Below are 26336 nucleotides of genomic sequence, written 5' to 3'. Positions count from 1 at the left end.
CAGCCAGACTTTTTACCCGGTTATCCAAGCTTAACGGCTACCATGACCGCCTTATCACTGGCGTTTTCCCAGGCGGTACCGATCGGCACAGTACCATCCGCTTTAGCGGCGACAACCTGCTGGCCCAGTTTGGAGACAGGTTTTCCGGCCTGTATGGCGACATCCTTTTGTTTTGGCAGGATGAAAACCCCTTCCGCCAGGCCGGTGCCGGCACACCCTTTTGGCGTATCGGTGACGGCAATAACAACACGATCTCCCACCTGCACCATATCGCCGCTTTTATAGTCTTCTTTTGCGATGAACGTCAGCGTTTTACCGTCCTGCAGATAGTTCTTTGCCATACTGATTCTCCTTCACGGTCCCTGAGGACCGGATTTCAGACATAAAAAAAAGCCCTTTCGGGCACGCAGAGCGTTACGCCACTTTAGGATTAACTTTAGGGTTAACTTCAGGGTCAACTACAGGGGCAACGCACTGCACCAGTCCGCGATAGTCAATCGGTGCCACACCAGCATCGATGCGTACTTTCGTGGTAATACCATCCGAGGTGAAGCCTTCAGTCTGGTCAATAAATGGCGTATCCACACCGTTAAGGTAAGCGACCTCAATCGTGTCCGAGCCTTTTGCTGCAGCCAGATAGAACGTGCTCTGGCTGGCGTCATCCAGACGGGGTTCGGCAATGACCGTCGCAAAGTTTTGTACGGGGTTGATGATGCCAGCGTTGGTGTCAGCACCTTTGACAGACGTTGAGCGGATGACCTGACTGGCCGTGGACTCCATGGCGGTTGGCACCAGCACGAAAGCCGGACGGATGTTGAGATGGCGTTCGCCTTCCTTCTGACGGCGCATCAACTGACGGGCCTTATCCAGAGAAATCACATCCATTGAGGCTTTTTCCAGCATGTTGGCATGGCGTGCCTCGTCAAACAGCGGCAGGCTGTCTGACGAAAGTAGCGGGTTCGTGGTCAGAATGGCGTACACCAGATCCGCCACAGTGGCTTTCGCTGCGCGGCCGAGCTTCATGGGGACGTCAGTCAGCATGCTCAGATCGTCATTAATGATGGCCTGCCGGGTAATGCTGAACAGTTCACCATAGGTGGCCAGTGCAATCGTTGCCTGCTTGTCAGAGGTCGTGACGTATTTGTACTCTGCACCTTCGCGAACCTGACGCAGAGAAGGAAAGCCACCCAGCCCCACACGGTGTGCGACTTTAAAGTCGGACAGCTGTCCTTTTTTGGTCCATTCTTCAAACGTTTCCGGTGCATCCGTCCAGCCCTGAAGAAGGGACTTGCCGGACACATCAAGCATGATATTGCCAAAATCGGACGTGCTGTGCGTAAACGCCAGCCCGACAATCTGCAGCGGGTTATAACTCGCCACACCAAATCCACGCTCAGTCAGAGACAGCCGTGCATGTTCGCGAAGCGCCATGGCGTTGTAGGGATTATCCGCCTGAAGCGGCTCATGACCGGCCCGCGCCATGATAGCCTGTCGGATGCCGTCCCCGGTGAAGTTACCGTTGCCAGCATAAATGTGAGTTGCGGCTGATTTGTTTGAGGGGGTACTGTCTTTGCCCATCTGATTCAGCAGCTTCTCTCGTGCCAGCTCAAGCGTGCACGTCGGATCGGCGATGCACGCTGTCTGCAGTGCCTGATATTTATCGCCAAACATCCCAAACAGATCGTTTAGCGCCCCTGCGCGCGCACGCTGTTCTTCCAGAAACTGCTCACGTAACCCCGTTTCATTTAAAACGGTCTGGGGTGCGGGCTGAGCAGGCTCGTGCGCCACGCTGTTTTGCGGGGGCGTCAGCATAGTGCGAAGGTTTTCTGGCATTTTTTCGTACTCCTCGATACGTTTTGAATCAATGTGGGCCATGGCCTGAACCGCGGGCACCAACTGGTCAGCGAACCCCAGCGAGACACACTGGGTTCCGTCCATCCAGGTTTCCTCTTTCAGCATCCCGGCGATAACCTCCCGGGACAGCCCGGTTTTTGCGGCATACGCCGGAATAAGCACAGCCTCTGTCTTATCCAGCAGTTCGGCAAAATCACGCATGTCATCGGCGTCGCCGCCCGCGACGGCCCAGGGCTTGTGGATCATCATGAAACTGTTCGCCGGCATGATGACCGGATTGCCGACCATGGCGATAACGGAAGCCATCGACGCGGCCACGCCGTCGACATGAACCGTAATCGCAGCAGGGTGATATTTAAGGGCGTTGAAAATGGCGATCCCTTCAAAAATGCTGCCACCCGGCGAGTTGATATGAAGGGTGATATGTTTGATCTCGCCAAGCGCCTGGAGGTCACTGATAAACTGTTTTGCCGGCACCCCCTGAAAACCGATTTCGTCATAGATATAAATCTCTGCCTCAGCTTCGCCCCTTGCGGCCATCCAGAACCAGGATTCAGTCTTCTTCGCCTGTATCGCCTGACGCTGGCTTATCGGCTTTATTTTCTCGGTCACTGCTGACTCCTTTGTCGTTTGCCGGGTCAGTGTCAAACACCAGCCCTTCTTTTCGGTTTTCATCAACTTCCGCTTTGCGGCGGCGTTTAACCTCATCAGGATTACGGCCGCATGCCCGTGCCCAGTCGGATTCGGTTGCCGCCCCACCCCGTATCTGAATTTTCCAGGCTGTCGCCTCTTTCACCGGATCGATCCAGGGCATGCCGGGACCCGAATAAATGGCGTCATATAGTGTGGAAAGCTCAATATCGGATGGCGGCTTAATGACGCCCGCCGCAACCGCCTGCTTCAGCCATGCGCGATAAACCGGCCGCGTGATGGCCGCAATAAAACAGTCCTGAAGGATGAGATACCCGTCGGTAGACTCCACCAGCTCCTGCCGCTGTGCGCTGTATGTCCCGCTGTAATTGCGGGCAGTGCTGGAAAAGCTCAGACGTGTACCCGCCGCCACCGCCCGTAACTGGCCATTACGGAATGACTCAAGGCTGGTGTTGGGACGGTCTGAGCGGATCATGCCAATCTCTTCCCCCGGACGAAGGTCGTCATAAAGCATGCCCGGCTGGATAGTCAGTTCACGCTCACCGCTGTCACTCAGGCTGTCTGAATAGTCCTGACCATCACCCTTTTTGATATACATGCCCAGCGCAGCAGCAATGCGCGCCGCGACCAGTTCGCTTTCTTCGTAATCTTTCAGGGCGCTCAGGCGGATCATTACGCCGGACAGCAGAGTAATGCCCCTGACCTGGTGCAGGCGCCGTGAAAATTTAAGGTGCAGCATGGTGTCAGAGGGCACGTCTTTGGTATCCGACAGCAAACCGCTGACGGGAAGGTTTTTATAGACCTGGTACTTTTGCGGCTTACCCCATTCGTTTAGCCAGACGCCCTGAATCAGACCGGTGGCGGGATCGGAGTTCATGGTCACGAAATCGGGCTCAAGCGCCTCAAGCCAGAAGGGTACCCCACCGTCAGCGCTAAGCCCTGTTCCATGTCCGCTCACTATCTGAGCAAAAACCTCCCCGTCCCTGAGCCAGGTGCGCAGCATCAGACGCTCCAGCACCGGCCGTGAGAACTCACCGGTGACATCAGGCCGAAGTGACCACTCAGCCCATTTTTTACGAATGGATTTAACAAGCTCTGTCGCCACCCGACCGTTTTTAAGCAGCGGATGGGGGTCCACGATGATGCCTCTTGAACCAATCACGCGTTCTTCAAGCTTGTCCAGTATCCCAATCACCAGGTCGTGGTTTGCATCCAGCGCTCTGGCCTGCTGACGGAGGGAAATGGCACCGGCCTGATTGAGTTGGTTGGCGGAGCGCGTTTCGCGTCTGGCTTTGTGCGTTCGCGAGGGGGTCGCGGCCTCATAGGCGCGGATCTGCATGCGGGCACGCAGCCTGGCGGCCTTCCACGACGGCGAGAAAAAGCCGATTGCCTGATCCAGAAGCGACATCAGAACCTCGCCAGGCGATAGTCTGGTTGCCCGGTGCGCTTCTCAAGCAATCGGGTCAGACGGCGTTCCCACTCCTGCCGCCCGTCACGAATCGCTGTCAGGTTCTCCATGGTCATGGACTGCCCGTTCAGCATGATAGTTTTGCCGCCCAGAACGGCAATTTCTGCCTCGGTATAAGCACGGATCATGGCTTCCACATCGCCTTGGTTCATACCCAGCCTCCGTTTGTAATCCAGGGATTGTTAGTCATATCGGTCGTCGTGCCTGATGAGGATGTGTGGACGCGGTTATTCAGGCGGGAAGCCTCTCGTTCCGCAGCGCTATCGGTCTCACTCTCTTCAATCCAGGTTTCCCGGCGCGCCCATGAAGGAGCATCAGGCCATTTGATTTTTTCGTACCCATGCAGCATCACCAGCGCCTCGGCATAGACAAGGAGGTCAAATCCTTCATTGGCTCCGCGCCCCGGTTTACGCCACCGGCCATCAGGCGTGCGCTCTTCATAGGTGAGCTCGTCATAAAACCCGCTGCCGATCCACGCCGGGAAATGGACATAACCTGGTCCCGGCGCGTCGCGCCACAGCGCGTTGTTGACGCGGTCCTTGAGCGCATCCGTCTGGAGCAGGTAGAGGGGAACATCGCCGGCGGCATTTGCCCGCCGGGCAGAACGCCCGGTATTGTCAGGCCAGGTCCGGGTGATCAGCTTTTCCCGCTTGTGGCTGTCGCCCTTAAACAGGTAAACCCGCTTCCCCTCGCCCTCCCGGCGGCATTTACGCCAGAACCGATACGCATTATCAGTGACGCCATCCTCACCGCCGGAGTCCACCGCCATCGCCATGAGTGACATGCGCTTTGAAGGGTCGCCGGCCAGCTGCCAGGTTTTGTGCAGCACATCCGGGATAAGCAGATCCCAGTCTTCAGGGTAACTGGCAGGATCAAGGCGGCAGCTTTCTCCTCCGTCGTCGCAGCGCTGCGAATGGCGGAGGCTATACCGGTCAACGATCCACCGTTCTCCCATGCTGCCGTAGCCGGTAACCTGTACCACGAACCGACGATGCCGGCCGCCCTGAACGTCCACGGTTGCCACCAGAAAGTTCACTCCGTCCGCAACGGTTCGCTCGGGGATCTCCTCAGCCCGCTGTTCCAGAAGCTCTCCCCTGCGCTGTTCAAACGCAGCCCGGGGAAGATAAGGCCGGCCAAAGTCAGTGTTGACGACCGCTTTGAGCGTTTCTTCGCTACCCGTTTTCTGGTAGTCCTGTTCAGCAGTGAGGTATTTAAAAACCAGTTGTGCCCAGGTCTGATAGGCCGCCGCCGGTCCCTCCATCCAGAATGAAGCAATCCTCGACTGACGCCCCTCCCCGGTCACGTTCCCGTCGCGATTAATCGCCTCGCCATCCCTCAGCCAGACCCCGCGGATATTCAGTTCCCGTTTCATCTCCGGGGGGATGATGTGTTGACAGGCCGGGCACTGCAGACGTGCAGCCTCACTGGCCCGCACCAGGTCGATATCATCGTGATAGCCCATGAGATTGGCCATTTCTGGCTGAAAGTATTCCCCGCAGTGTGGGCAGGGCCAGTACCAGCGTCGGCGATCGCCCCGGTTATACAGTGACAGTATCCCGGTTGAGGGCGGCGCTTCGTGCGGGGTTGAGGCTTTCCATTTTGTATCGCAGATATCCCGGCCGGGTGAGCTTTCCACCAGCGTCATACCAGCAGACATAAAGGTCGTGGTTCGTTTGGATGCAAGAGAGAAGCCGTCCCCCTCGCTGTCGATATCCTCCGGAAAGCGGTCGTAATCGGTCAGCGCGACAAACCGGTAATCCGACGACGACAGAATATTCACTGAAGGCCAGCCGATTTTAAGAAATGAGCCGTCTCTGAACGTCTTGTCGTGGACATTGTTATCGTTGCGGCGGGGACTCATTCTTTTCCTGACCGCTGCGCTGCTTCTGAAGGTTCTGTCCAGGCGCTTTTTAGAATGTTCCCGGGCCTTGTCCTCCGTCATCTGCACGACGAGCATGTCTGAGGGATCGCAGACAATCGTATAAACAATCCAGCCGTCAATGAGGCCGATCGTTTTTCCGGTACGGGCCGGACCGACAAAAATCACCGCATCATATTCACGCGATGTCAGGCAGTTCATCGGTTCGATGATATAAGGGGTCAGCTCTGGCTCCCAGGGAACCGAGTTACCGGCACCTTTGGGAACACGCATGAATTTTCTCACAGCCTCTGAAACCGGCATGCGACGTGGTGGGGAAAACCCTGCCGCGATGTCCCTGCCAGAATTTCGGGCTGATGAAAAACTCATTATTCCTCCTCGTGGCTTTCTCCTTGATCGCCCGGCATTAACTCCGCAGCACAAGCCTCATATGATTTTTCCTGGAGGGTATACCGCAGGTCATCGATTGATTTCTGTACGACGCTGACAGCCTGTGGTGAAAGGGCACAATCGCGCTCGAGAATATCCGGAATAGTCTCCAGAACCTGCACGACAGCCTTTCTCATTGACGAATAAACAACGACCACTTCATCCACAGGGATGAGTTTGCGCTGCTCTTTTTCCAGCTTGATCCTTTCATTTTCTGACTGATACCAGTCCTTTCTCTCTTTCGGCTCCATCCGGGACGGATCATGAACGGAGTCAGCGGTTTCACACTTCACGCCGAACAGGGCCGGTCCGACATGCTGCAGCGCATATACGGGATTACCCCTGGCTGTCGCAGCCACCGGAATGTTGGCGGCGAAGAGGCGCTTTTTTACGGTGTCACGGTGCAGTCCGAAAGCTTCTGCGATCTTGAACACGCTCCAGTGATAAGCATCACCGATTCCACTTACATTCGACATAGGCAGCTCAACCTGGCAGGTGAAAACCAATTTTATTAAGTAAATTCATGATATTACGAACTGGTCTAATGACACCCCCATAAAAAAAGTGTACAGGTGATATTAAAAATTATTCATTATTTTCATAGAGTTAAGAGACCTGCCGCCGCCACCATGAAAATGCAAAAATCAGCCGTTTTCCGCGGGGCCGCCGCCTCGTGGACAGGGTACTCCGCCGGGAGGACCCGCAGGTTCAGCGCGCAGCGGGGGATCATTTTTCTTTTTGCCCTGACTTTTAACCGCCCACGCTTTCGCCACGCTCAGACATTCGTCGAATATCTTATTTTTTCCTCCGCACGAGCCAGCGCGACGGTAAAATTTCAGCGCCTCGCGCGCACCGATATTTGCGACGTTACTGGCGAAGCCCTGACGGGTGAGCTCCGAGATGATGTGTTTCTCCAGAAACTGAGCCGGCGTCAGATTCATGATGTCTCCTCCAGAGAAAACTCGCCCAGATCCGGAATGACCATCTGCGTAAGACTAAGAGCCAAACGCGTCGCTTCTTTCACTCGTTTGATATCGCGCTTACGCTGCGCCATGAGTCCACTGCCGCGCTGCCCCCGTAAGGTGAACGATTTCTGGTCAAACACTGCTATCGCATCGTGAAGTTTCTGCCGCGTGAGGCTGGCAAGTTCGTTAACAGGGAGTTGCCCTAACTCAATACCGGACTCTTTTTCTGCCAAGTTCAGCAGCCAGATACGCAATTCCTTAGCGACTTTGGTACGTGACACCATGCCAATAAGATGAGCACCACGTGGAGAAAACAGCCTTACCGAAATTTCACGTAAGCTATTGTTTATTCCATTCTTCGTCACTTTGGTCCGCATTGTCATGCTGTTTGAAAACTCGGCTTCATGGCGCTGAAAGATTTTGTTTACCTGTTTAGCATCGTTGTATCCCAGCAACTCAGCGAGGTGATCAGCCGTGAACCAGATTTTCCCGTCACCGTTATCAAATGGCACGACACTGTGATTGTTAAATGTCAGTTCATTCATTTCGGATACCTACAGAAAAGTGAGCCTGTCGCACAGAGAAACCGCCCCAGAGAGGTCCGCACCTATACGGGATCTCTCAGGCTCACTTTTCTGTAGGCTCTGGGTTAATAGCTGCGCGTACGAGGCGCATGGATTTATTGATGGAGAAGTAGAGCCCTGCTATTGCGAGGCCCGACTTTCTTCAATTTTCCGAATCGCTGCCTTATCCAGGTTGCAGTTCTCAATGACAGTAAGAAACTTTTCATTCAGCTCCAGACTGTCACCGTATGTCATGGGCTCTGGGATATCAGGAATTTCACAGTCCACCAGCAATTGCGGCGGGATTGGTACCACTTGAGTGGGCACGAATTCTGTCTCTGTGCGCGCGCAACTGGTCAGCAACAGCGGCAGGCACAGGATGGTGAGCACAGGCATCTTCTTGCATCTCCTTCCTGATACGGATAATGCGCTTCTCGCTTTCAGCAAAATTGCTTCGCCTGTCTTCATGCGTGATACGGGCTATATCCTGAAATAGTGTGACTGCTGCCAATGTGCTCTTAAGGACGGACTGAGATTTCAGCTGTTCTTTACGGGCGACATGCTCTGCCTTTTGAGCCTGGAGCATTCCATTATGAAAATGGTCGGTAGCCCAACTGAGAATAATAATAAAAATAAAGAGCAAGCTGGACAGGCATCTGTTCACTTCACCACCAGCGTATAGCCCATATGAAGATAGAAATCGATATAAGGCGAATTGCGAAGGCAGCCGCTTTAGTTATTTTAGGGTTATCTGGTGCTTCCGGTTCGAGACCATTTTTCATAGTTAACCTCAACATAATTCGTTTATAGTTCACCTATGTTCATCGTTAGTGGTGTAACGCTGGAAAGCAGAAGCCCCGTGGTGTTCCAGCACCCCGGGGCTTCGTTATGTATAGCTATGTCTGAAAGTATTTACGTCACAGTGGCTCACTCGCTAGCAGGCCAGATAAGCCCATCGCCAGGAAAATGAACCACAGAAAGGGATTTCGCAGATTACTCATGTGCGAGTTTCTCTGCCCTTTGAAGCACTGAAGCATCGTATGGCTGATATCCGTTTTCGTGAACGATAATGGCCTGGACAAGTTTCAACATCGTTGCGCTGTCCGTTACGTCAATTTGCTTGTGTGCAGGAATGCCGGTCACTGTAACCACGCTATTTATGTAGGCCTGAGTGTCATTCTCTTCTGGCGGTGCCCAGCGATGAATGATACCCGCGATCGTATTGAGACCATGCTGCTTTTGATAGCGTTTCAGAATCATCATCATGGCCCGAATACCGTATTCCGGGCTGACGAACTGGCAGAACGCTTTGTCTGTTTGCTGTAACTGCGGAACGAGTCCCCGCCAGTGATCTCCCCATCGTATGTTGCCGGGATTATTATTACGAATCCCGCGGGCATTATTCGCTTTCATTTTTATCACCGAGACGATTATTGATAAAACGCAAGGCAAAAGCGCGCAGGGAATCTACCCCGATGAACCCGACAGCGCCGCCGATCGCGATGGTTGCCGTTCGTGGCCAGTCGAGATAAGTCAGTCCTGAGGCGACGGTTAATGTCAGCGCACCACACAGCAGACCTTCGAGGATCATTCTTTTCCAGCCTCCGCCGGTATAAGCGATACGCAGCACAGCCATAATCATCGCCAGCAGAATAGCCCCAACAGGCGTTTCTCCCCGCCACCAGCTTTGTATCAGCGCTTCTAAAGCTGGCCAGCCGTTCAGATTGTTGTGCATTGATTCTCCTCCTGACTGACCGGGATCTGTAAAAGAAACGCCTGCATAAGCAGGCGTTTATGGCATAGCATCCTGTTTTGGCTTTGTTATGTTGCGCAGCATGCGATACCCGGTTAAAAAAACCGGACAAAAGCCAACCAGGGTAAACAATGCGTCTTTATAACGGCACATCATTCAGTGCCTCGCAGAGCATTATCAGCTCAGAAAAAATTCTTCACGAAATTAAACGGACTTACGATGAATCATCTCCCTTCCCCACAACGAATGGCCTCGTCTACCTGACGGATAATATTGGTTATGCGATATACGTGGCTAACAAAGAGGCCGTGTTCCGCAGGGACAATTTTCTTTCAGTGTTCGAAGTGGAAGTCGACGAGACCGAACTGCTACCGGATTTCGACGAACTTGATTACGTCTACGGAATCAAGCGTGTGGACGCTGCAGATTTCACGTATTCAGACTCGCTTGAAAAGGCACAGTCCTGTTGCACCGCCCGTAGCCTGCATCTCTTTGCAGATATCAGGAGACAATTAGTTTTGCCCTCAAGCATGAATCTGAAGCATGAGCTCCTGACTCTGACGCGCGAGCTTATTATGCTGCGAAAACACGGCGATCACCGTATAGCCTGTGACAAACTTCACTTACACCCCTGGCATATCTTTACCGCAGTCGCTTCACCGGAAAATAAGTAATTTGAGGCAAGCGCCAGGACGCTTGCTTTTCAACATTAATCCGGTTGCAATGCGTGAAGCTGATAAACCGATGCTGAAAGAATACGCAGACTTTTACGTACGTAAAGCGGGTTCACAGGAATAAGCGTCCGGCACGCGGTGTACAAACCGGTCCATTTCAAGTGGCGCATCGAGTATGACGAGCATCCCCTCAATAATGCCTTCGGCTTTCTGTAGTTTCTTTCCGATGTGTCCGTCTGAACAGTGATGTTTTCTCGCCAGCGAGAGGAAGGTATGGCCAAGAATGTAATAGTCCACCAGCAGGTCATGGAGGTCTGCATTTCTGGCATAAAGTTTAGCGACACAACGACTGATTATCAGCCCATCCTCATCACAACATTGAGGGCGTGAGATCACCTTATCTGGAAAGAGCCCGGTAAATCCGGCTGCAACCCTGTACCAAGATATTTTTTCCGGGTTATTTGTAACCCAGGCTCCCCAGTGTTCAAGCACTTGCTGAATATCGCGCATGTTATCTCCCGGATTGAAATGGAGGGTAAAAATGGACGCCAGATTACCGCGTGATTTAATCCTTACTTAAAGGCCTGAATTATCTCACACAACGTACAACAGCAAAGTCCTTTTAAAAAAGCGCGTCAGGGATACAATGCATCGAACTCTGATGTGCGCCTTGTTAACAGACTCCGGTGTTGTCCGGTTACCTGAAAATATTATGAATTGTGTTAACCCCTGATTTCTCTGAAGGAATACTGATGTCTATACAGAATTTATCTTGTCAGGAATTTTACGAGAAACTCAATAAAGTCATCCGTCCCTCGGCCCCCATTTCCTCTTACGAAATGCTTTTCGGTCGTGAAAAACAGGTCCATGAAATCGAAGCAGCCCTTTATGTCGATGGTCGCCACGTATTCATCTATGGTGACCGTGGCGTGGGGAAAACTTCGCTGGCACAGACGGTGGCAGTAAAGCTTCAGACGCATAATGACCCCATAATTGTCGGCTGCGAGTCTGGCTCTACGCTCAGCTCCATTGTGAAAGACATTTTGCTCAAAGCAAAAGTCTCCGCAGAGCTGGTGTCTGAAACCACATGGGGTGCCAGTGTCAACCTGATGGAGACAGGCCTGTCCGCACAGCAGAAGAAAACAGAAAAGCCCGTCGTGCATGAGGTGAATTCTGTCTCGTCTGCGGTGATGGCGCTGTCCGGACTGTCAGGCAAGCACTCACCCGTGCCGCACATTGTGATTGACGAATTCGACCAGATAGCAAGTATTGAGGAAAGGCAGAATTTCGGGCGGCTTATAAAAGCCCTGGGCGATCAGAACCTGAGTCTTAAGCTTATCTTTACGGGCATCAGTGATTCTCTACACTCACTGATTGGCGGACACCTGTCCAGTGAACGCCAGATCCACCAGACGCCACTTGAGGCATTGTCCTTGAGTGGAAGGGATGAAATTATCGACAGAGCATTTGGTGAATTTGGCCTCACTCTCAGTCAGGATGTGAAATTCAAAATTTCCGGTCTCAGTGACGGTTATCCGCACTATGTTCATCTGCTTTGCGAAAAAATACTCAAGTGCGCTTTCTCCAGAGAGGAAGAGGTAAAGCAGATTGATCAGACGTTGTTTCTGGAGGGACTGAGGGACGCAGTGAGCTCAGTGGCAGAAACACTGAAATACGATTATGTTCAGGCAACTCACTGTCGTGCAGAGTATTTTCACCATATGCTGTGGGCGATGGCTGACACTGGCGATCTGCAGCGGGAAAAGAAAACCATCTTTAACTCATACCATCATATCTGTGAGGCACGTGGCTACAGCCAGCTTGAGAGTAAGCAGTTTGACAGACAGTTTTCAAAGCTGAAAACGCAGGCGTTCGGGCGGGTCATTATCCCTGCCCTTAAGGGAAGAAAAGGCTGTTTTCGATTTAAAGAAAATATGTTGAGGGGTTACGTCAGGATGATGGCTGAACTTAATGGTGTAACACTGGATTTTGACCGTCGGTTCACCGCAAACGAGCCCTCTGCGCAGGCCGTCTCTTACCGTACGGCGTCTTACCAACCGCTGACACCTGTAGAAAATACGTTGTACCGTCGTGAGCAAAGACAGCTGAAAAACCGGTCCTGAGATTACGCCAGTTGTTTGTCGTTCCGGGCCAGCAGGGGTTCAGGCATAATCAGGCTGAACCCGGTCAAAACATCCCCCAAATGCCACCATAAATAGAGAACAGTCACTCCCTTATTCAAATCCGGGTCAGCCAGATGTAGGGCATCCGGGCTGAATAAGCAAACTGACAGCGCACCCTTTATCGCCTGCAGTGCACGAATTAGCCTGTACACGTTTAAATCGCAGCTCTAATTCCCAGCGCCGTAGTTAACCCCCTTCCTCCTGATATCACTCCTCCTCACTTATTCCGGATTGACAGGGCTCAATTTTATTCACCATTTTTCAGATAAGTTTATCAAATCAGTATTTTTAGTTTTTTTGGAGTGCTTTATAAAAAAATTAATCTGAAAGATGTATTTTTCGGATTTACTTTTGACTATTTCACACCATGAAACAACCTAATATCTAAAGTTACACGGAAAATACCTCACAGGACTTTTAATTAATCGCGAGATGGATAAGATAGGCCCCGCCTTAATGGCAAACGTCAGGCCAATGTCCGGGAAAAGAGACAGCGCCTTAAACACTTAGCCTGTGCCTCCCTCACAGTGTTTGTGAGGGAGTTTTTTTAGGCTGTTGCGTCAATAACGCCGACAAAAAGACAGGAGGAGCCGTGCGATTTTTTCATCCGGGCCTGGATAATTGCCTCGACCTTTTACACGATATTTGATGTCACTTTGCGTTTGTGCCATCTCTATCCTGGCGGCACCAACTTCATTATGGTCATGGGAATATTTATTAACATTGCGATGAATAACCTCATCCTTGACACCCTTTTTGGGGAAGAATAAATCCATTTACTTTTGGCGGACGCGTGTCGTCTGCCCTTGCACTAAGGTGATAGCCATGAATAATCATGTTACCGGCAGTTCTGATTTCCCCACCATTGAGGAGATCAAATATGCGAGTATAGCCGAGAGGAAAATCAACTGTGTGGTATACACCGGCGCGATACCTCTGATATTCCTTGTTAACCCCAAAGGAATTGATTTGCGCGCCATACCGATAGCCTCTGGTTATGGCATGATTTTCTTTCGCCCCGGCGCTGAGGAGGAGGCGCAAAAAATTAGCAATATCTTCGACGACTTCGACCGCAATTACGTGAGCTTTCTGGCGGCAGGCTGGCGCGGGGTTGATGAGAAGACTTCCAGTGAAAAAGCGGTCGGTACGATCAGTCCGCAAAAATGTACCGGCTATTCTGTCCCCACGGGAATCGATCCGCATGAAGGCATTGAGTACGCACTGATGCAGAAGAAACTGAAGAGCGTGGCATACTTTGAGTACTTCGTTCCTGTCGAATTCATCACAAACCCGTTAGGTCTGGAGATGAAACATGTTGATTACAAAGACGGACTGGGCCGAATTTATTATTTGCCCGGCTTTGAAATCAGCGCCACAGAACTCAAATATGAACTCAGTAAGGATGCAGACCCTTTCAATGAGCATCGCATCAGACTGGTCGGCCGCCTGCTGGGCTACCAGCATACTGACATTGAGCAATTTCTGGCATTCGTGCGTGCAAGAGCAAACTTTTACTCCTGACAATGCGCCACATTAAGCGCAAGAGCTCCCGTTTGTCCCAGTCGTAAAGATAAGAAGGCATGAATTATGGGAATGAAAGTTTCCATAATGCATGTCCCTCGAAGAGGCTTATTTGTGCTTACAGGGGCTGAAGATATATTTTAAAAATCTTAAATAGATATAACGGCTTGATTTGCTTCTATATGCTCAAATTGCTAAATCAAGGGGCAAATCAGAAATATCTTTGAGCCTCTTCCCATCGACCATGACTGCCAACATATCTGCGGCGTCATGCAAACCTAGAAGCTCAACAGCTTTTTGAAGTTCATAAAGAGCGAAGTGGTAGACACAATCTATATCACCAGTACCCAAGGCAATAGAGGCGAGCCTGCTTGGGGTCGGTTCTGCGGTCACTACCATGATATGTGGAAGAGTGCCCTTCCTGTTTCTCATCAGATTGAGCGCTTCAGAGCGCGCGTTCTGTGCGCGATCGCTTCTTATTGTCCATTTACATGAAATGCTTGCATGTAATAACGGTTTACCGCCATTTGAATTGCGAAGGCCTGACATCAGAGTCACTGAATTATCTACGATAAGTTCAGGCTTGTTGATGACACTATCATGCTCAGGCTCACGAGCAACAACGATATCAGGTGTAATTGTATAGTCGCTTCCCAACGCAGCGGCAAGTTGAGCATCACTTCGGGCAGCTTTATCTAAAGCTATAAGATGGGCATATTGCTCATATTTCGCTATTTCCAGGCGATTACGTCCGGATACTTGCTGTACCTTCCATTTGCCTGGACGCAGGTGGCCAAGTTTCAGGAAGGTTTTTTCAACAAACTGCGCGCAAATGCTTTCGAACTGATTACCTGAGGTTTGACCAGCAATCCTTTCACCAATGGTCTCAGCCCGTAGTAGCCTTGCAATTTCACGCGCTATCGCCTTACTGGTGTTGTTGTTACCGTCGGCATTGCTTACTACACCTGCTGCATTAGTGGTCAATGTAGCCAGGAGCAGTTCTGCATGAAATTCTCTGCGAGCTTCAGCGAAAGCTGCAGCACTTTCTGCGTTGAGTTCGTCCATAAACGTTTACCTTCTTAAGCAGCGCTTTTTTTCTTGGCGGATGACTCATTTTCTTTCTTTACGCGCATCACATCAAGAACGTATTCCGCAATTTTCTTAGCAAAAAGTGGAGGAACAGCATTCCCAATCTGGCGTGCCACTTCAGTTTTCGAGCCTAAAAACACAAAATCATCAGGGAAAGACATTAACCTTGCTGCTTCACGGTGCGTAATGGGACGATGCTGGTCAGGATGTAGATAACGCCCTTTTTCGGGCTTGAAGAATTCTGTACGTATAGTCACAGAGGGTCTTTCCCACCAGAGACGCCCGAACAAATCAGTTCCACCTGATGTTTTTTTAACCCAGCAGGCAGGAGTCAAATCGGGACGGTTTTTCTGCAGATCGAAACGATTGCCACCAGGCGGGACAGCCTGATAACGCTCTTTAGAGATCTCGGTAGGATTGCGGCCAAAATGAAGATTTAGTGGCGGCATTTCGTCACGAATTTCAGTTCCAACTGGCTCGGGGAGATCACCAATTGCCTCTCGGGTAGAAATCCACTGAGGAAGCACCCCAGCTTTCTCAGGTGCTTGATGGGTAGGTACTGGCGGGAAGGCCGGAATGTTATCCAAGTCGAACATTACTCGTTTGATGCCCACAACTATGATTCTTTTCCTGGTTTGAGGCACACCATAATCAGCGGTGTTAAGCACTTGCGGATTCAGAAGTATGAATCCCATTGACTCAGCTCTGGAAGTAATATCTGCAAACTCATCGCTTTTAAGGAGGCCTGGAACATTCTCCATTACAAACATACTAGCGCCGGAGAGTTGAATGATGTCCATGTAGGGTTCCCAGAGGGCTCGGCGGTGATCCCCTTTCCTGTTTTTGTTGAGGAGGCTGAATCCCTGGCATGGTGGTCCTCCGATCACGATATCGGCAAACGGAACCTCATAAAAAGCATTCCATTCCTCAATATTGGCTTTAATGCCATGTGAGTTGAAGTTTGCGTTATAAGTCTTGATGGCAGCAGCATCATTATCTATGGCGAGAATGCTTTCGAAATGCTCTGACATCTCCCCATGACAAAAACCGGCAGATAACCCTCCTGCACCACAAAATAAATCTATAATCTTATATTTTATTGACATTTTTTAACCGTTCTCATAACCATGAACTAACTTATCACAAATCAAGATTTTTTTGAATAGACTTTATTAATCAATACTTGAGCGCAAATAGATGCAAAAATCATTTGTAGTTTGCATGCCACAAAAAAAACAACTTGCAATAAAACCATATTAGAAGGTTAAAAAATTACAAATCAAAGCCCCTAACCAATAAATACCAATTCAAATTAACCACACAAATACACCCGACACCATCAAGACAAAATGATATAATATTCATTCATTCTTCAGTCAGCAGTACCTTAAGTAAATCTTCAGCAAGTCAATTAAGGAGTTACATTTGAAAAAGAGCTGTTCTTTTAAAAACAACTCTTGGTATAACAATCCGAGCCAAGCATTCAAACAAGACGTGGTAAATCGCTAATTTCTATCTGCATCATTGAATTGCTTTAAGAAACCGGGAAACCATTCAACAAAATGTTTCGCAGACTTATAATTATCATAGATTTCTTCGGCAGTCTGATCTAGTGAAAAGCTTGCGAAATTTTGATGAACCAACCTATTTCTATTAGTACCTATATCAAGAAATGCTCTTATTGAATCTGATATATACTCATTCTCCTTAACAAATTTTTGCGCATATGTCGAAAATTCATCCCCAAAAAGAGCAAAAAAAGAGTTGGCATTATTTGCCTTACCCCAATTAAACCATGTATGATATTTTCTCTCAATAACGTTACGCCTTATCATAAATGCAATAACATGTTTCTCATATGTGCAATCTACTACAAATTGATAAACGCACTCACTCAGCACGGTCTCAAAATAGCTTGCAGAAGATAATAAAAGAGATTTTCTAAAATTATCATTTACTAGGTTTTGGAACGATATTTCATTACTTTCATTGAGAAACCCTATTAAAGTCGAGAACTCGGCATGTAAAGTGTCAACAATAGTTTCACTCATAACAAGTCCCTCAGGCTTTATTCTTTACCAAAGATAGAGTCAGCTACTTCAAATCTTCTTTCAATATTACTCTTTTTGGCTGTACCTTCCGACGAAGCATCAACGAATGACTCATCGATTTTCAGCCTCTCAATTTTTTCATTATCAATTTTATAATCAACTAACGATTTCGATTCGAAATATGGCAGGCATACTGAACGAAAAACTGACTCAAAAAGAGCAATGTTAAATCTGTTACCACCTCTTGAGTAAAAAATCTTATCAGGTAATTCTGAACAGGCTTCTAAAAAGCTATAAAAAATCTCTTTAACGAAGTCGACACTACCTTTATCCGCTTTTTTCATTTTATTCGAAAACTGATTAAGGAACTTCGTCATCGAGGAACGATATGATTGAAAATCAATAAGCATAGCGATACAACGCAGAAGAATTTCGTTATCTTTCATGTTAATATCTAATGTTGGCAACCCCAAGATTGAACGCCATTCAGGCAATTTATTGATATCTTGTATTACCTCATAGAAATATGAATGATACATGCTAGTTCTAATTTCCTGCGGCTTAAGATTTGCACCACCACTATTTAGCCTATTAAATATTTCGTACATAGAGGAGTCATCACCCTCTGGAGTATTTTGTTTTATTATTATAATTCTTAATGGCCTAAGATCAAATTGCGTCTTATAGTCAGCTAAAGTTGCATAATTTTTCCCATGAAAAGGGTTCACACGATCAACCAAACCTGTGGGAAGAGACAGATTAAATCGCTGGAAGTAATCATCATTATAAAGTATATCTTCAGGTATACCGTTATTCGCCTCGAATATTTGCCTTAACTCTGCCCTCTTTTCTTTTTTTGGGAATCTTTGTTTAATAAAATAATAAACAGACATGAGGCGTTGCTGGCCATCTATAACAAGAAAGTTATTTCTCCCTTGCTCATAAATAAAAAGCTGGGGCACTGGCAAACCAAGAATCAAAGACTCAATCAGCTTTGAGGATTTTTTTATGTCCCAAACAAAATTTCTTTGAAAGCCTGGAATTTTGATAGAACCTGACTGAATGAAATTGAATAATGTCATAACATTGAAGTCATTAGGGGCAGAACTAATGTCATATTCATCGATTTGAAGCTCATCATCTTCATCGAAATCATCAAAGAACCAGTTTTTTTCTACATTTGACATTCAACACCTCTTTATTATCTAAAAAAAAGCCATTAGGTATTTAAGCAATATCGAATAGCACACAGATTAAATATTCATCCTAAATTACACTTATGATTTTTATACAACATTCCGAAATTAGAAGAAATGACAACCAATATAATCAGCTTCCCTAAATTTGGTCATCGGAATTAAGTCAGCCACCGGCTTTGAAAAGCCGGTGACTAACTATGCCATACAGAATAAAAAACTTCTATTACAAAGCAATATCTTCATTACTATTTAATGACAAAATTACTTTTCTAATACTTTCGCCAACTGCCTGAGCGACCGGTGGAGGAAAAGCATTGCCTACCTGACGATATGCATGAGTTTTTGACCCAACAAATGTCCACTCATCAGGGAACCCTTGAATTCGAGCGGCCATTCGTACGTTGAGCAGAGGCATACCTTCAAACCCCGGCTTAACAGTACCGTCCCGTAGCAGAACTCCCTGAAATTCCGGACCGGGAATTTCATCATCGTTGCCTACTCGATGAGCATAAATATTGATGGTTTGCCATTGTTTTTTTGCCCGGGTAGGCCCTAAATCAGGCCCACCATGTTTTTTTGACCCACCAACTAAAGTTGGCGCAACTGTATTAGCAAGAGTTTTCCATACATCTGCTCCTTGCCATCCCTTAGAAGACATCAAATCATGCAAAGCTTCACCTACAGTAAGTGGTTTTAAAACTGTAGGTGTTGGCCATTTAAACAGATCAAAGACTGACTCTTTAAAAGCTATAAGTATTGCTCTAGGTCGAAGTTGAGGCACTCCAAAATCACTAGCTTGTAATATTCGCCATTCAGACTTGTAACCCATTTCTTTAAGTTTTGATATGATGGATTCTCTGTAACTTGTAAACTTTTGATCAAGAAGTCCTGCTACATTTTCAATCATTACCGCTGTAGGCATAACATTTGAGACAATTTGCAATGCTGCAGGAAAAAGGTCTCTTTCATCGTCTTCACCCAGTTGAAGGCCAGCTTTGCTGAAAGGAGGACAAGGAACTCCACCAGCAACTAAGTCTATTTTTCCTGCATATTTATATGCTTCTTCTTCTGCGAATTTTTTTAGGTCTTCGTGTAAGACCGGTCCCCAGTTCAAGCCTAAAGCTTCATTATTATGTCTTAAAGTAGCACAAGCATACTTATCGATTTCGATAAGTACGCTATGTTCAAATCCTGCATTATGCAACCCTAAAGCTTGGCCACCTGCTCCGGCACACATTTCAATTGTACGCATTGTCACTTTACTCAAATCACAAATTACTGAATATAATAACAGTTGTTCAGTCAGAACTGAACGAATGAATAACACTGATTCAATAAGTTAACAAGCACATGATTTGATTATGATTTACCACTACTCACACTCCACCGTTTCGAGGTTTTCAGTTGTGATCCAACTATCATTGCATCACTTGATGATGCATACAAGACTCATCTTAAAGCTGTAGTTCTATCAGTCAAAATCGCCATACATATTATCATCAATCGTTAGTCGGTCCATGGGCCCTTGGCCAGTAAGCTCGCTGGCTTTGTAATGATTCAGTAACCCTCCTTTAACTCTCAGTCACGTGTTGGCACTCAGCATGATCAGGCGTGCATTATCCCACTCCGCATAGGTCTTTAATTATCATCAGAAGCTATCTGCTTATTAGTTGCACGCGCCTTTACCTATAGGTCCGGCGTATAGGCGAAATGCATTTTCAATTTTGTTTAGCGCGGGTGATGGCTAATGGCTACTGACCGATTATGTTATTTGTAACTGCCATAGCTGTTTGATAGTCATTATTTTCTTCATTTTTAACTCAAAGCCAAACTAGACATTTGATGTAAGTTCTAAAAATATTGACTTTCTTCAGACAACCTATTTATAAAGGGGGTTACTCATAAGGCCGGGAATCCAAAAGCAAAATTATTCACTGTGACTTATAAAACTTCAATCAGATGAAACTCTTCTGCAATTAGCTCCATATCGTTAGAAAAATTTCCTTCATTAGAAAAAAACCGCTTATGTTCTTTTTGCCAGTATTCCAGGCTTAAGTCTCCCTCTCCTTCCTTGCGGGCGAGTTCGACAGTAACATCACAAAAACGCACCAGTCGCATTGATATCAGCCGTGTGACGCAGACCGGAACGTTCTGACCATTAAGGATAATGGTATAGCTCCCAATCTTTGGCGCAGACTTTTCGTTCTGGTATGAGGTAAACGCTCCGCAGGAGACCGTTTTCATCCCGTTTTTAATCAGTGCTGCGAGCTCGCTCGCCAACGCCGGACTGTCACCCATTTGGCTAGCCTCAGCACCTGGATACTTAACTTTCAATTCTTCAACCGTAACCATTAAGGGTCCTTCCTGACCGTAGATGAATGCTAAATGGGTTTTACATGAACTGTTCGGACAGTATCAGCGATGCGTGCTCATTGAAAGTGGATTTGCTGCCCAATCATGCCGACATGTCACCTTTTTGCTTTGTAGCATTTGCTTTAAGCAGCGCCTTCATCTGCCCAATATGTGCAAGCGCAGTTTCGCTGTTTACGGGCACATGTAGCTTTTCAACCTGAGGGCGTGGCGGCGGGATGTATTCGCCTGCCAAAATCCGTTTGGCCATCTTATGGAGTTCGGTGCGGCATTTTCCACGCAACTCTGATTCGCTGAGACCTTTTAAGCGCATCTGGCTGTACAGGTTCGTCACCATCCAGTAGTGCGCATTAGCCTGCCATGGATAGACTTCCGGGGAGCGATACAAGCCGCGTCGTGCACTGTAGCGCATGACCATGTCATACAGCGCATTTTCATCCGGTAAGCCTGCAGCGCCACTTTCACCCTCTTTGCACCAGCTGATGAACTGTCCTGGGGATGGCCAGAACGGGGAACCGCTGGCACGCGCTCGTTTCATGCCAGCCGATATTTGCTGTCTGGATGTGATGCCGTTTTCGGCGAATGCTGCCACCCACTGACGCTTCGCTGCGGCTTCGTCACGAGGGGCTTTCAGCGTTGTGCTGATGGACGCAGGGAAGACCAGCTTAAGCGCGCTGAAGAGCATGTCCACCAGCTGCTCAATGGCTGAGCTAAAACCGCGATTGTCAGGCTGCGCGCTGCTCCCCTCCGTTCCTGGCACTTTGCTTTGCAGCAGATCATCGAAAACGGCTTCACGATGCGTCATATGAAATTATTCTCCCACTCGCTGAGATCGTTCCAGTGGGGCTGGTTTACAACGCCCGCCAATGGCTGGCCGCGCCAGGCGCCCTGTTTGTTCTGGTAGCTGAGTTTCTGGCTGGCTGTGATAAACCAGTTCCTGGGTTTTTCATGCGTGAACTCGATATCAAGTTTCCGCAGCTCGTAAACCAGATCCACGTTTGCATAGAGCTTCTGCCACGATGTGAAATCCGCGTGGTTGAGCTTCACGATGTTGCCTTCGAAGGCGTATCGCGATCGCGGTATAAATTCCGCATTCGTTGCGTCAGCAACGGGTGTTATGTATTTAGGTTCATTGACTGGTTCAAAAGAGTGACTGGTTATGGGGTCAGGAGCTGCCCCACCCCCCCGGGCAGCTCCTGACCCACCCCCGGTCATCTCCTGACCTACCCCCCGGGCATCTCCTGCCCCACCCCGGTCAGCATCTGACCCACCAGTTTCTTTCCGTTTTTCCCTGACTGAATTTCCCTTTGAAACGATTTCCACCGGTTTATCCAGGGTGATGTGAAACAGGTTAGACTGGTTTAACACACCATTTTTACGGAACTCCCGGCGAACCAGGCCCATATCTTCCAGCGCTTTGATATGGCTTTTAACCGTGGATCGGCCAATCTCACACTGATCAGCGATATGTTGATAGGAAGGCCAGCATTCACCTTTGTCATTTGCATTGTCTGCAAGCTTAATCAACACCAGTTTTCGGATGGGATTTCCGACTTTGATGCTCATCGCTTGAGCCATAAGTGTCATGCTCATAACAGCTCCGTTTCGAATGGTGTCTCGATGTTCACGATTAATCGCGTGAATAGAAAACCAGACTTTCTTTGGTTACAGGTTTACGAGGTACAAACTCTAAGGAAGCATTCTCTATCTTTTGGGCTTTCATAGGCGAAGCCCTTCGAAAGCCATACGCAAGCAGATCCAAATACCCCACTGTTGTGTTGGCTTTTTCGGCCAGTAAAGCCCATTCTTCTTTGCTGGCCTCTTTACGCCAGCGCAAAAGGTCGTTACTCATAACTTGTCCCTCCTGAGTAAATGAGCAACCAGACGTTATCAAATAGATAAATAACATGCAATGCGATTTATCATTATGAGCATTTATCATATGGATAAATCATGTGAGAATTCCGGGATGGAAAATAAAGAAATCAGAAAACTGAACCTGTCGCAGCTTCTTGAAGAGCATATGAAGCAGCCAGAAGCTACTAAAGCATCCTTTGCAGAGATGTGCGGTCTCAATCCCGCTCAACTCAGTCAGGTGCTAGGAAACGATGCTTTCAGAAAAATTGGCGACAGGCTTGCACGGCGAATAGAGACTGGCCTCGAGCTTCCAACAGGATGGCTGGACAGTCTTCATTCCAAAAGCGCTGAAGTGGATGAACTGGAGATTGCAGGCAGACCCGTGAATGGTTTTGTCAAAGTTGCTGGCGAAGCGTGGCTTGGCACTGATGGTTCTGTCGATATGATCGAGCAACCAGGTGGATGGTTATGCATCTGCAGTCAGGATAAAGAGGCTTTTGGTTTGAGGGTAAAAGGCGACAGTATGTGGCCGAGAATTCAATCGGGTGAGTTTGTCGTTATAGAGCCAAACACGCCTGTACAAGTCGGGGACGAGGTGTTTGTAAGAACCAAAGACGGCCGCAACATGATAAAAATATACAATAAAACCAGAGATGGCTCTTATCTCTTAACAAGCATCAATAATGAGCACCGCCCAATAACGCTAGATGCGAGTGAAATTGAGCAGGTGCAGTATGTTGCTGCCATTTTAAAGCACACGCGTTTTTTTGAGCATTTGGATCCATCCTGCTGACTTCCTGACCGTCCCGCCTAACTAATAGTTTCATTCCTAACCCGCACTGAGCGGGTTTTTTGTCAAAAAAACCAATGACTTCAAAATGATAAACATTACAATTCATATTTATCAATTTGATATTGACAGATATTTATCTTAGCGATAAGGTTGGTTCACTTTAGCTTTACAGCTTTAAGCTAAGTGATCTTTAACAACGAGCGGGAAGCTCTACGGCAGGTGCCGAGAACGCACCGAACATAAGGTTACTGAGTGCATTGTTGCGACTGTGCAGCCAGTAACTTAACGGGGGGATGTATGGCAAATATCAGCTATGGCAGATCTGTTAAACCTGTAATGAAAGACAACGCCAGAACACGCCGACATAGGCGTCGTATGGTTGAAGCCATTGAGTGCCGAAGGATTGAAATGATTCTGGCTGCAGAGCTGGGATGGGAACCACCAGCAAGGAATACGGAACTCAGCTGTGCTGAAAACAATTGCAGGCGAGCATTCACCGATCGCATCAGGAAGGCAGTGGAGACGGAAACGGAGTACCACAAACAGATCCTGGCCGGCGCTTCCAGGTACAACCTTGGTGAAGTTGACAGGGGCATATGCCTGTCAGGTGTGGCTTTTTACCGTGCCGGCCATCGCAGAGTCCGAAAGGATGCTACACACATTGTCAGATAAACAAAGTGCTGAAAAAGTTATTAATTAATTCCACATTTGCATAATCAGGGATTTTTTCCAGGCTTAACAGATAGTCCAAGACCAGGAGGAAATATGTCAGAGCAGTATAAAAAATGCATCGAAGCCTGTTATCTGTGTGCTGCGGCCTGTGATAACTGTGCGGCATCATGCCTGGAAGAAAAAAATCTGGAAATGATGCGTGAGTGCATCAGGATGGACATGCAATGTGCGAATACCTGTCGGCTCGCCGCGCAGTTTATGGCTCTTAAAAGTGAGTCAGCTAAACAGCTATGTCAGTTATGCGCTGAAATTTGCCAGAAATGCGGTGACGAGTGCGGTAAGCATCAGCATGACCATTGTCAGGCGTGCTCAAAAGCCTGCCACCACTGTGCTGAACAGTGCCGTCAGATGGCCGCTTAAAGGAAAACCGCTCACTTAATATAACCCGCTTCGGCGAGTTTTTAATGCGAGCAGCTGACGCCTGTTCTGTGCCATGTCAGAAGCATTTGCGTAGACATTCACAGATAAAAATCACAGGCACGTAAATAAAAATAACAGAGGACAGTAAAGGAGGCAGACGGAACATTATCGCAGCACAAAGCGGAGTGATTTTTTTAGTCAGTATTAGCTAACCCTGCCCCTTTCTCAGATTGAACCAGTAAACAGCTAAGACAGCCGCATACGCGGCTTTTTTTTCGTCCAGACCCGGAGAACACCATGCATAAAAACAAATCCTCTGAAGTACTGTCTCAGGAAGAGATGCAACGCCTCACCCTCACCCACATTCAGGCATATGTGAATGCCTGCCATTGCCAGACCCGCAGCGATGTGCTTCTGGCGCTGGAGCACTGGCAACATACCGGCGCTAATCTGGCTGAGTTTATCAGGACCACACGTATCATCGTGATAGATGATCAGGGTCACCATGAGTTCTGATGCGTCACCACGTTAACCCCGCCCGTCAGGGTAATCATTTGACCCGGAGGTCATCATGCAGAACCGTGAAGCAGCACAATACGTGACAGAGACCATGCTCGCCGTTTTTAACACTCTTACGACGTCAGTCCAGCAAATCAATGCCCTGGTGCAGGAAGGGAAAGTCAGTTCGGCGGAAGCAGACCTGTATCGTCAAAGCGTGATGGGCCCGCTGGATAAGATGCTGGTATCCACCTTAACCTCCGTTTTTGAACGCTATCCAGAGCTGCGTCCTGCCAGTTCCTGCGCAATCGCCCATGAAGGTAAGGGACAGCATGGCAGCTGAACACCTGAGCACAACGTTAAAGACCGCCCGCTGTGGCGGTTTTTTTATGCCTGAAGGAGGTTCTCTATGGTTATTCAGATCCGCACTGGCCGGTACACCTTCACCGCCAGCGTTTTGAACAGAAGCCGGCAGATTGTCAGTTTCGGGGAAGGCGTTGCCTGGGTGTTTGTGCAGAGGCTGGCCGCCGCCTGCGCCGCTGAGATGAGGTTTCCGTGATGTCCAAGCCTCATGTACCCGACAGGATATCCCGGCGCGCAAAACAGCAGCTCGAAAAGTGGCGTGCCGGACAGATCCATGCGAGACGCACTTACCGTGAAAAGTATCTGTCGCTGCGCGTTAACCCGCAATGGCGCCTGCTTTCACGCAACAACGGTCGGAGCTGGGAATTACTCAGCCACGCCGATTATGACAAACAAATCTGAACCGGCATTGTCATTCGTCAACCGGCTATACCGGCCAGAGAGGAAACGCATTATGGAACCGGACAAACTACACCATCATCTTGAAGAACATAAACGCTGGCTTGTAACTGCGGGCGCGGAAGGTAAACGGCTCAACCTGAGCGGTCAGTGCCTGGCAGGTGCCGATCTGACCCGGGCCAATCTAGAACATGCCCTCTTCTACGGGGCCGATTTCGAGCGCGCCCAACTGCGAATGGCAAACCTGCGATATGCAGCCCTGGACAGGTGCAATCTCTCCTTTGCCTCACTGTTTCACGCAAAGCTCAATCATGCGTCGATGAATCATGCAACGTTTCTGTCGACCGATCTGCGTGTGGCTGACCTGCGGGATGCCCGTCTGAACGGGACCGATCTGCGCGGCGTGATAACGCTGACCACGAGGTTGCCGGAGAAAACCTGGTTAATCCTGGGCGAGACCTACGACATCCAGATCACCCACGGTGACTGGGTAAAAGCAGGCTGCCAGATGCATACGCCAGCGCAATGGCGCGCATTCAGCCGCGGGGACATCCTTAAAATGGATGGGGAACGTGCGCTCAGCTTTTACCCGCGCTTGCTGGATATTCTCGATTGTTATCTCGGTGTGGGTGAACGGCCTGACTGGGTCTGCCAGCCGTGACTGACAGCTTTTCGGTATTTTTAT

At 48.6% G+C, this 26336-nt stretch carries 31 protein-coding genes and 1 pseudogene; 10 read left to right on the top strand and 22 right to left on the bottom strand.

Translation table 11 applies throughout. The annotated features are described in order from the left end of the window. Positions 1-20: 20 nt before the first annotated feature. The 11 genes and pseudogenes from C1N60_RS06390 to C1N60_RS06340 form a co-directional block, all read right to left on the bottom strand. Positions 21-341, bottom strand: a complete 321-nt coding sequence (locus C1N60_RS06390) for a DUF2190 family protein (RefSeq protein ID WP_264251247.1) — start codon at positions 339-341, stop codon at positions 21-23. 73 nt (positions 342-414) lie between these two features. Further along, positions 415-2394 carry a ClpP-like prohead protease/major capsid protein fusion protein gene (locus C1N60_RS06385; RefSeq protein WP_394521737.1) on the bottom strand — a complete coding sequence of 660 codons (1980 nt, stop codon included), beginning with the start codon at positions 2392-2394 and terminating at the stop codon, positions 415-417. Positions 2395-2407: 13 nt separating this feature from the next. Continuing rightward, positions 2408-3913 carry a phage portal protein gene (locus C1N60_RS06380; protein ID WP_211145566.1) on the bottom strand — a complete coding sequence of 502 codons (1506 nt, stop codon included), beginning with the start codon at positions 3911-3913 and terminating at the stop codon, positions 2408-2410. Further along, on the bottom strand, positions 3913-4125 hold the full coding sequence (locus tag C1N60_RS06375; RefSeq protein WP_136546090.1) for a hypothetical protein: 213 nt from the start codon (positions 4123-4125) through the stop codon (positions 3913-3915). Before C1N60_RS06375 ends, C1N60_RS06380 begins: the two co-directional genes overlap by 1 nt. Before the next feature lie 124 nt (positions 4126-4249). After that, a pseudogene (locus tag C1N60_RS06370) lies at positions 4250-6221 on the bottom strand (phage terminase large subunit family protein); the annotation flags it as partial. Further along, a complete protein-coding gene (locus C1N60_RS06365; RefSeq protein ID WP_136546088.1) occupies positions 6221-6757 on the bottom strand; it encodes a DUF1441 family protein in 537 nt (178 codons plus the stop codon). The pseudogene C1N60_RS06370 and the gene C1N60_RS06365, both read right to left, overlap by 1 nt. 168 nt (positions 6758-6925) lie before the next feature. Further along, entirely contained in the window at positions 6926-7222 is a 297-nt protein-coding gene (locus C1N60_RS06360) for a hypothetical protein (protein ID WP_315655132.1), read from the bottom strand. After that, positions 7219-7791: a BRO family protein gene (locus tag C1N60_RS06355; RefSeq protein WP_394521541.1), complete on the bottom strand. Its 573-nt coding sequence runs from the start codon at positions 7789-7791 to the stop codon at positions 7219-7221. The genes C1N60_RS06360 and C1N60_RS06355 overlap by 4 nt, the downstream gene beginning before the upstream one ends. 295 nt (positions 7792-8086) lie before the next feature. Further along, positions 8087-8473, bottom strand: coding sequence for a hypothetical protein (locus tag C1N60_RS06350; RefSeq protein WP_315654629.1), 387 nt, complete (start codon positions 8471-8473; stop codon positions 8087-8089). A 329-nt stretch (positions 8474-8802) separates the two neighbouring features. After that, entirely contained in the window at positions 8803-9222 is a 420-nt protein-coding gene (locus C1N60_RS06345; protein ID WP_315654631.1) for a structural protein, read from the bottom strand. After that, positions 9209-9544 (bottom strand): phage holin, lambda family, encoded by a 336-nt coding sequence (locus C1N60_RS06340; protein WP_315654633.1) that lies wholly within the window; start codon positions 9542-9544, stop codon positions 9209-9211. The genes C1N60_RS06345 and C1N60_RS06340 overlap by 14 nt, the downstream gene beginning before the upstream one ends. A gap of 149 nt (positions 9545-9693) precedes the next feature. Between C1N60_RS06340 and C1N60_RS06335 the strand changes: the two genes are divergently transcribed. Continuing rightward, positions 9694-10236 (top strand): hypothetical protein, encoded by a 543-nt coding sequence (locus C1N60_RS06335; protein ID WP_394521540.1) that lies wholly within the window; start codon positions 9694-9696, stop codon positions 10234-10236. A gap of 93 nt (positions 10237-10329) precedes the next feature. Here the strand turns inward: C1N60_RS06335 and C1N60_RS06330 are convergent, their stop codons facing one another. Further along, complete coding sequence (locus C1N60_RS06330) at positions 10330-10746, bottom strand: antiterminator Q family protein (protein ID WP_241799010.1); 417 nt, start codon at positions 10744-10746, stop codon at positions 10330-10332. A gap of 242 nt (positions 10747-10988) precedes the next feature. On the opposite strand from C1N60_RS06330, the gene C1N60_RS06325 reads away from it, so the two are divergent. After that, positions 10989-12359 (top strand): AAA family ATPase, encoded by a 1371-nt coding sequence (locus tag C1N60_RS06325; protein WP_394521539.1) that lies wholly within the window; start codon positions 10989-10991, stop codon positions 12357-12359. 620 nt (positions 12360-12979) lie between these two features. On the opposite strand, the gene C1N60_RS06320 is transcribed toward C1N60_RS06325, so the two are convergent. Beyond that, positions 12980-13195 carry a hypothetical protein gene (locus tag C1N60_RS06320; RefSeq protein ID WP_394521538.1) on the bottom strand — a complete coding sequence of 72 codons (216 nt, stop codon included), beginning with the start codon at positions 13193-13195 and terminating at the stop codon, positions 12980-12982. Positions 13196-13244: 49 nt separating this feature from the next. On the opposite strand from C1N60_RS06320, the gene C1N60_RS06315 reads away from it, so the two are divergent. Then, the gene (locus C1N60_RS06315; protein ID WP_394521537.1) at positions 13245-13940 is read left to right on the top strand and encodes a hypothetical protein; all 696 of its coding nucleotides are present in this window, start codon (positions 13245-13247) and stop codon (positions 13938-13940) included. A 186-nt stretch (positions 13941-14126) separates the two neighbouring features. Here C1N60_RS06315 and C1N60_RS06310 read toward each other — a convergent pair whose 3' ends face one another. The 9 genes from C1N60_RS06310 to C1N60_RS06270 form a co-directional block, all read right to left on the bottom strand. Next, complete coding sequence (locus tag C1N60_RS06310) at positions 14127-15005, bottom strand: NgoMIV family type II restriction endonuclease (protein ID WP_394521536.1); 879 nt, start codon at positions 15003-15005, stop codon at positions 14127-14129. 14 nt (positions 15006-15019) lie between these two features. Continuing rightward, positions 15020-16135 carry a DNA cytosine methyltransferase gene (locus tag C1N60_RS06305; RefSeq protein WP_394521535.1) on the bottom strand — a complete coding sequence of 372 codons (1116 nt, stop codon included), beginning with the start codon at positions 16133-16135 and terminating at the stop codon, positions 15020-15022. Between the two features lie 399 nt (positions 16136-16534). After that, entirely contained in the window at positions 16535-17080 is a 546-nt protein-coding gene (locus C1N60_RS06300) for a HEPN domain-containing protein (protein WP_394521534.1), read from the bottom strand. Between the two features lie 17 nt (positions 17081-17097). Continuing rightward, positions 17098-18267, bottom strand: coding sequence for a DUF262 domain-containing protein (locus C1N60_RS06295; protein WP_394521533.1), 1170 nt, complete (start codon positions 18265-18267; stop codon positions 17098-17100). Positions 18268-18502: 235 nt separating this feature from the next. Further along, positions 18503-19537, bottom strand: coding sequence for a DNA cytosine methyltransferase (locus C1N60_RS06290; protein ID WP_394521736.1), 1035 nt, complete (start codon positions 19535-19537; stop codon positions 18503-18505). A 683-nt stretch (positions 19538-20220) separates the two neighbouring features. Next, the gene (locus tag C1N60_RS06285) at positions 20221-20631 is read right to left on the bottom strand and encodes an ASCH domain-containing protein (RefSeq protein WP_394521532.1); all 411 of its coding nucleotides are present in this window, start codon (positions 20629-20631) and stop codon (positions 20221-20223) included. A gap of 103 nt (positions 20632-20734) precedes the next feature. Further along, positions 20735-21454, bottom strand: a complete 720-nt coding sequence (locus C1N60_RS06280; RefSeq protein ID WP_394521531.1) for a replication protein P — start codon at positions 21452-21454, stop codon at positions 20735-20737. Continuing rightward, entirely contained in the window at positions 21451-22242 is a 792-nt protein-coding gene (locus C1N60_RS06275; protein ID WP_394521530.1) for a helix-turn-helix domain-containing protein, read from the bottom strand. The genes C1N60_RS06280 and C1N60_RS06275 overlap by 4 nt, the downstream gene beginning before the upstream one ends. A gap of 37 nt (positions 22243-22279) precedes the next feature. Beyond that, on the bottom strand, positions 22280-22501 hold the full coding sequence (locus C1N60_RS06270; RefSeq protein WP_241799022.1) for a transcriptional regulator: 222 nt from the start codon (positions 22499-22501) through the stop codon (positions 22280-22282). Positions 22502-22618: 117 nt separating this feature from the next. Here C1N60_RS06270 and C1N60_RS06265 point away from each other — a divergent pair, with 117 nt between their 5' ends. The 7 genes from C1N60_RS06265 (at position 22619) to C1N60_RS06235 (ending at position 26312) form a co-directional block, all read left to right on the top strand. Then, the gene (locus C1N60_RS06265) at positions 22619-23299 is read left to right on the top strand and encodes a S24 family peptidase (protein WP_394521529.1); all 681 of its coding nucleotides are present in this window, start codon (positions 22619-22621) and stop codon (positions 23297-23299) included. A 765-nt stretch (positions 23300-24064) separates the two neighbouring features. Further along, positions 24065-24391: a four-helix bundle copper-binding protein gene (locus C1N60_RS06260; RefSeq protein WP_241799024.1), complete on the top strand. Its 327-nt coding sequence runs from the start codon at positions 24065-24067 to the stop codon at positions 24389-24391. Between the two features lie 297 nt (positions 24392-24688). After that, the gene (locus tag C1N60_RS06255) at positions 24689-24907 is read left to right on the top strand and encodes a hypothetical protein (protein ID WP_136546055.1); all 219 of its coding nucleotides are present in this window, start codon (positions 24689-24691) and stop codon (positions 24905-24907) included. 55 nt (positions 24908-24962) lie between these two features. After that, positions 24963-25232 (top strand): hypothetical protein, encoded by a 270-nt coding sequence (locus C1N60_RS06250; protein WP_136546053.1) that lies wholly within the window; start codon positions 24963-24965, stop codon positions 25230-25232. Between the two features lie 66 nt (positions 25233-25298). Beyond that, on the top strand, positions 25299-25448 hold the full coding sequence (locus C1N60_RS06245) for a hypothetical protein (protein WP_168926254.1): 150 nt from the start codon (positions 25299-25301) through the stop codon (positions 25446-25448). Next, positions 25445-25654, top strand: a complete 210-nt coding sequence (locus C1N60_RS06240) for a ParE family toxin-like protein (protein WP_394521528.1) — start codon at positions 25445-25447, stop codon at positions 25652-25654. The genes C1N60_RS06245 and C1N60_RS06240 overlap by 4 nt, the downstream gene beginning before the upstream one ends. Before the next feature lie 52 nt (positions 25655-25706). Then, positions 25707-26312, top strand: coding sequence for a pentapeptide repeat-containing protein (locus tag C1N60_RS06235; protein WP_136546049.1), 606 nt, complete (start codon positions 25707-25709; stop codon positions 26310-26312). Positions 26313-26336 lie beyond the last annotated feature (24 nt).

The sequence above is a fragment of the Pantoea sp. SGAir0184 genome, assembly GCF_043544755.1.
Note: the sequence above shows the minus strand (reverse complement) of the source record. Positions and strands in the feature narration are given on the sequence as shown.

What these genes read in the sequence shown, in the direction of transcription:
- C1N60_RS06235 (WP_136546049.1), top strand. Translation starts at nt 25,707, where the DNA reads ATGGAACCGGACAAACTACACCATCATCTTGAAGAACATAAACGCTGG.
- C1N60_RS06305 (WP_394521535.1), bottom strand. Translation starts at nt 16,135, where the DNA reads ATGTCAATAAAATATAAGATTATAGATTTATTTTGTGGTGCAGGAGGG.
- C1N60_RS06335 (WP_394521540.1), top strand. Translation starts at nt 9,694, where the DNA reads ATGCGTCTTTATAACGGCACATCATTCAGTGCCTCGCAGAGCATTATC.
- C1N60_RS06375 (WP_136546090.1), bottom strand. Translation starts at nt 4,125, where the DNA reads ATGAACCAAGGCGATGTGGAAGCCATGATCCGTGCTTATACCGAGGCA.
- C1N60_RS06345 (WP_315654631.1), bottom strand. Translation starts at nt 9,222, where the DNA reads ATGAAAGCGAATAATGCCCGCGGGATTCGTAATAATAATCCCGGCAAC.
- C1N60_RS06260 (WP_241799024.1), top strand. Translation starts at nt 24,065, where the DNA reads ATGTCAGAGCAGTATAAAAAATGCATCGAAGCCTGTTATCTGTGTGCT.
- C1N60_RS06365 (WP_136546088.1), bottom strand. Translation starts at nt 6,757, where the DNA reads ATGTCGAATGTAAGTGGAATCGGTGATGCTTATCACTGGAGCGTGTTC.
- C1N60_RS06330 (WP_241799010.1), bottom strand. Translation starts at nt 10,746, where the DNA reads ATGCGCGATATTCAGCAAGTGCTTGAACACTGGGGAGCCTGGGTTACA.
- C1N60_RS06360 (WP_315655132.1), bottom strand. Translation starts at nt 7,222, where the DNA reads ATGAATCTGACGCCGGCTCAGTTTCTGGAGAAACACATCATCTCGGAG.
- C1N60_RS06315 (WP_394521537.1), top strand. Translation starts at nt 13,245, where the DNA reads ATGAATAATCATGTTACCGGCAGTTCTGATTTCCCCACCATTGAGGAG.
- C1N60_RS06300 (WP_394521534.1), bottom strand. Translation starts at nt 17,080, where the DNA reads ATGAGTGAAACTATTGTTGACACTTTACATGCCGAGTTCTCGACTTTA.
- C1N60_RS06285 (WP_394521532.1), bottom strand. Translation starts at nt 20,631, where the DNA reads ATGGTTACGGTTGAAGAATTGAAAGTTAAGTATCCAGGTGCTGAGGCT.
- C1N60_RS06255 (WP_136546055.1), top strand. Translation starts at nt 24,689, where the DNA reads ATGCATAAAAACAAATCCTCTGAAGTACTGTCTCAGGAAGAGATGCAA.
- C1N60_RS06280 (WP_394521531.1), bottom strand. Translation starts at nt 21,454, where the DNA reads ATGACGCATCGTGAAGCCGTTTTCGATGATCTGCTGCAAAGCAAAGTG.
- C1N60_RS06320 (WP_394521538.1), bottom strand. Translation starts at nt 13,195, where the DNA reads ATGGATTTATTCTTCCCCAAAAAGGGTGTCAAGGATGAGGTTATTCAT.
- C1N60_RS06385 (WP_394521737.1), bottom strand. Translation starts at nt 2,394, where the DNA reads ATGGCCGCAAGGGGCGAAGCTGAGGCAGAGATTTATATCTATGACGAA.
- C1N60_RS06340 (WP_315654633.1), bottom strand. Translation starts at nt 9,544, where the DNA reads ATGCACAACAATCTGAACGGCTGGCCAGCTTTAGAAGCGCTGATACAA.
- C1N60_RS06250 (WP_136546053.1), top strand. Translation starts at nt 24,963, where the DNA reads ATGCAGAACCGTGAAGCAGCACAATACGTGACAGAGACCATGCTCGCC.
- C1N60_RS06245 (WP_168926254.1), top strand. Translation starts at nt 25,299, where the DNA reads ATGGTTATTCAGATCCGCACTGGCCGGTACACCTTCACCGCCAGCGTT.
- C1N60_RS06310 (WP_394521536.1), bottom strand. Translation starts at nt 15,005, where the DNA reads ATGGACGAACTCAACGCAGAAAGTGCTGCAGCTTTCGCTGAAGCTCGC.
- C1N60_RS06355 (WP_394521541.1), bottom strand. Translation starts at nt 7,791, where the DNA reads ATGAATGAACTGACATTTAACAATCACAGTGTCGTGCCATTTGATAAC.
- C1N60_RS06270 (WP_241799022.1), bottom strand. Translation starts at nt 22,501, where the DNA reads ATGAGTAACGACCTTTTGCGCTGGCGTAAAGAGGCCAGCAAAGAAGAA.
- C1N60_RS06325 (WP_394521539.1), top strand. Translation starts at nt 10,989, where the DNA reads ATGTCTATACAGAATTTATCTTGTCAGGAATTTTACGAGAAACTCAAT.
- C1N60_RS06390 (WP_264251247.1), bottom strand. Translation starts at nt 341, where the DNA reads ATGGCAAAGAACTATCTGCAGGACGGTAAAACGCTGACGTTCATCGCA.
- C1N60_RS06380 (WP_211145566.1), bottom strand. Translation starts at nt 3,913, where the DNA reads ATGTCGCTTCTGGATCAGGCAATCGGCTTTTTCTCGCCGTCGTGGAAG.
- C1N60_RS06275 (WP_394521530.1), bottom strand. Translation starts at nt 22,242, where the DNA reads ATGAGCATGACACTTATGGCTCAAGCGATGAGCATCAAAGTCGGAAAT.
- C1N60_RS06265 (WP_394521529.1), top strand. Translation starts at nt 22,619, where the DNA reads ATGGAAAATAAAGAAATCAGAAAACTGAACCTGTCGCAGCTTCTTGAA.
- C1N60_RS06295 (WP_394521533.1), bottom strand. Translation starts at nt 18,267, where the DNA reads ATGTCAAATGTAGAAAAAAACTGGTTCTTTGATGATTTCGATGAAGAT.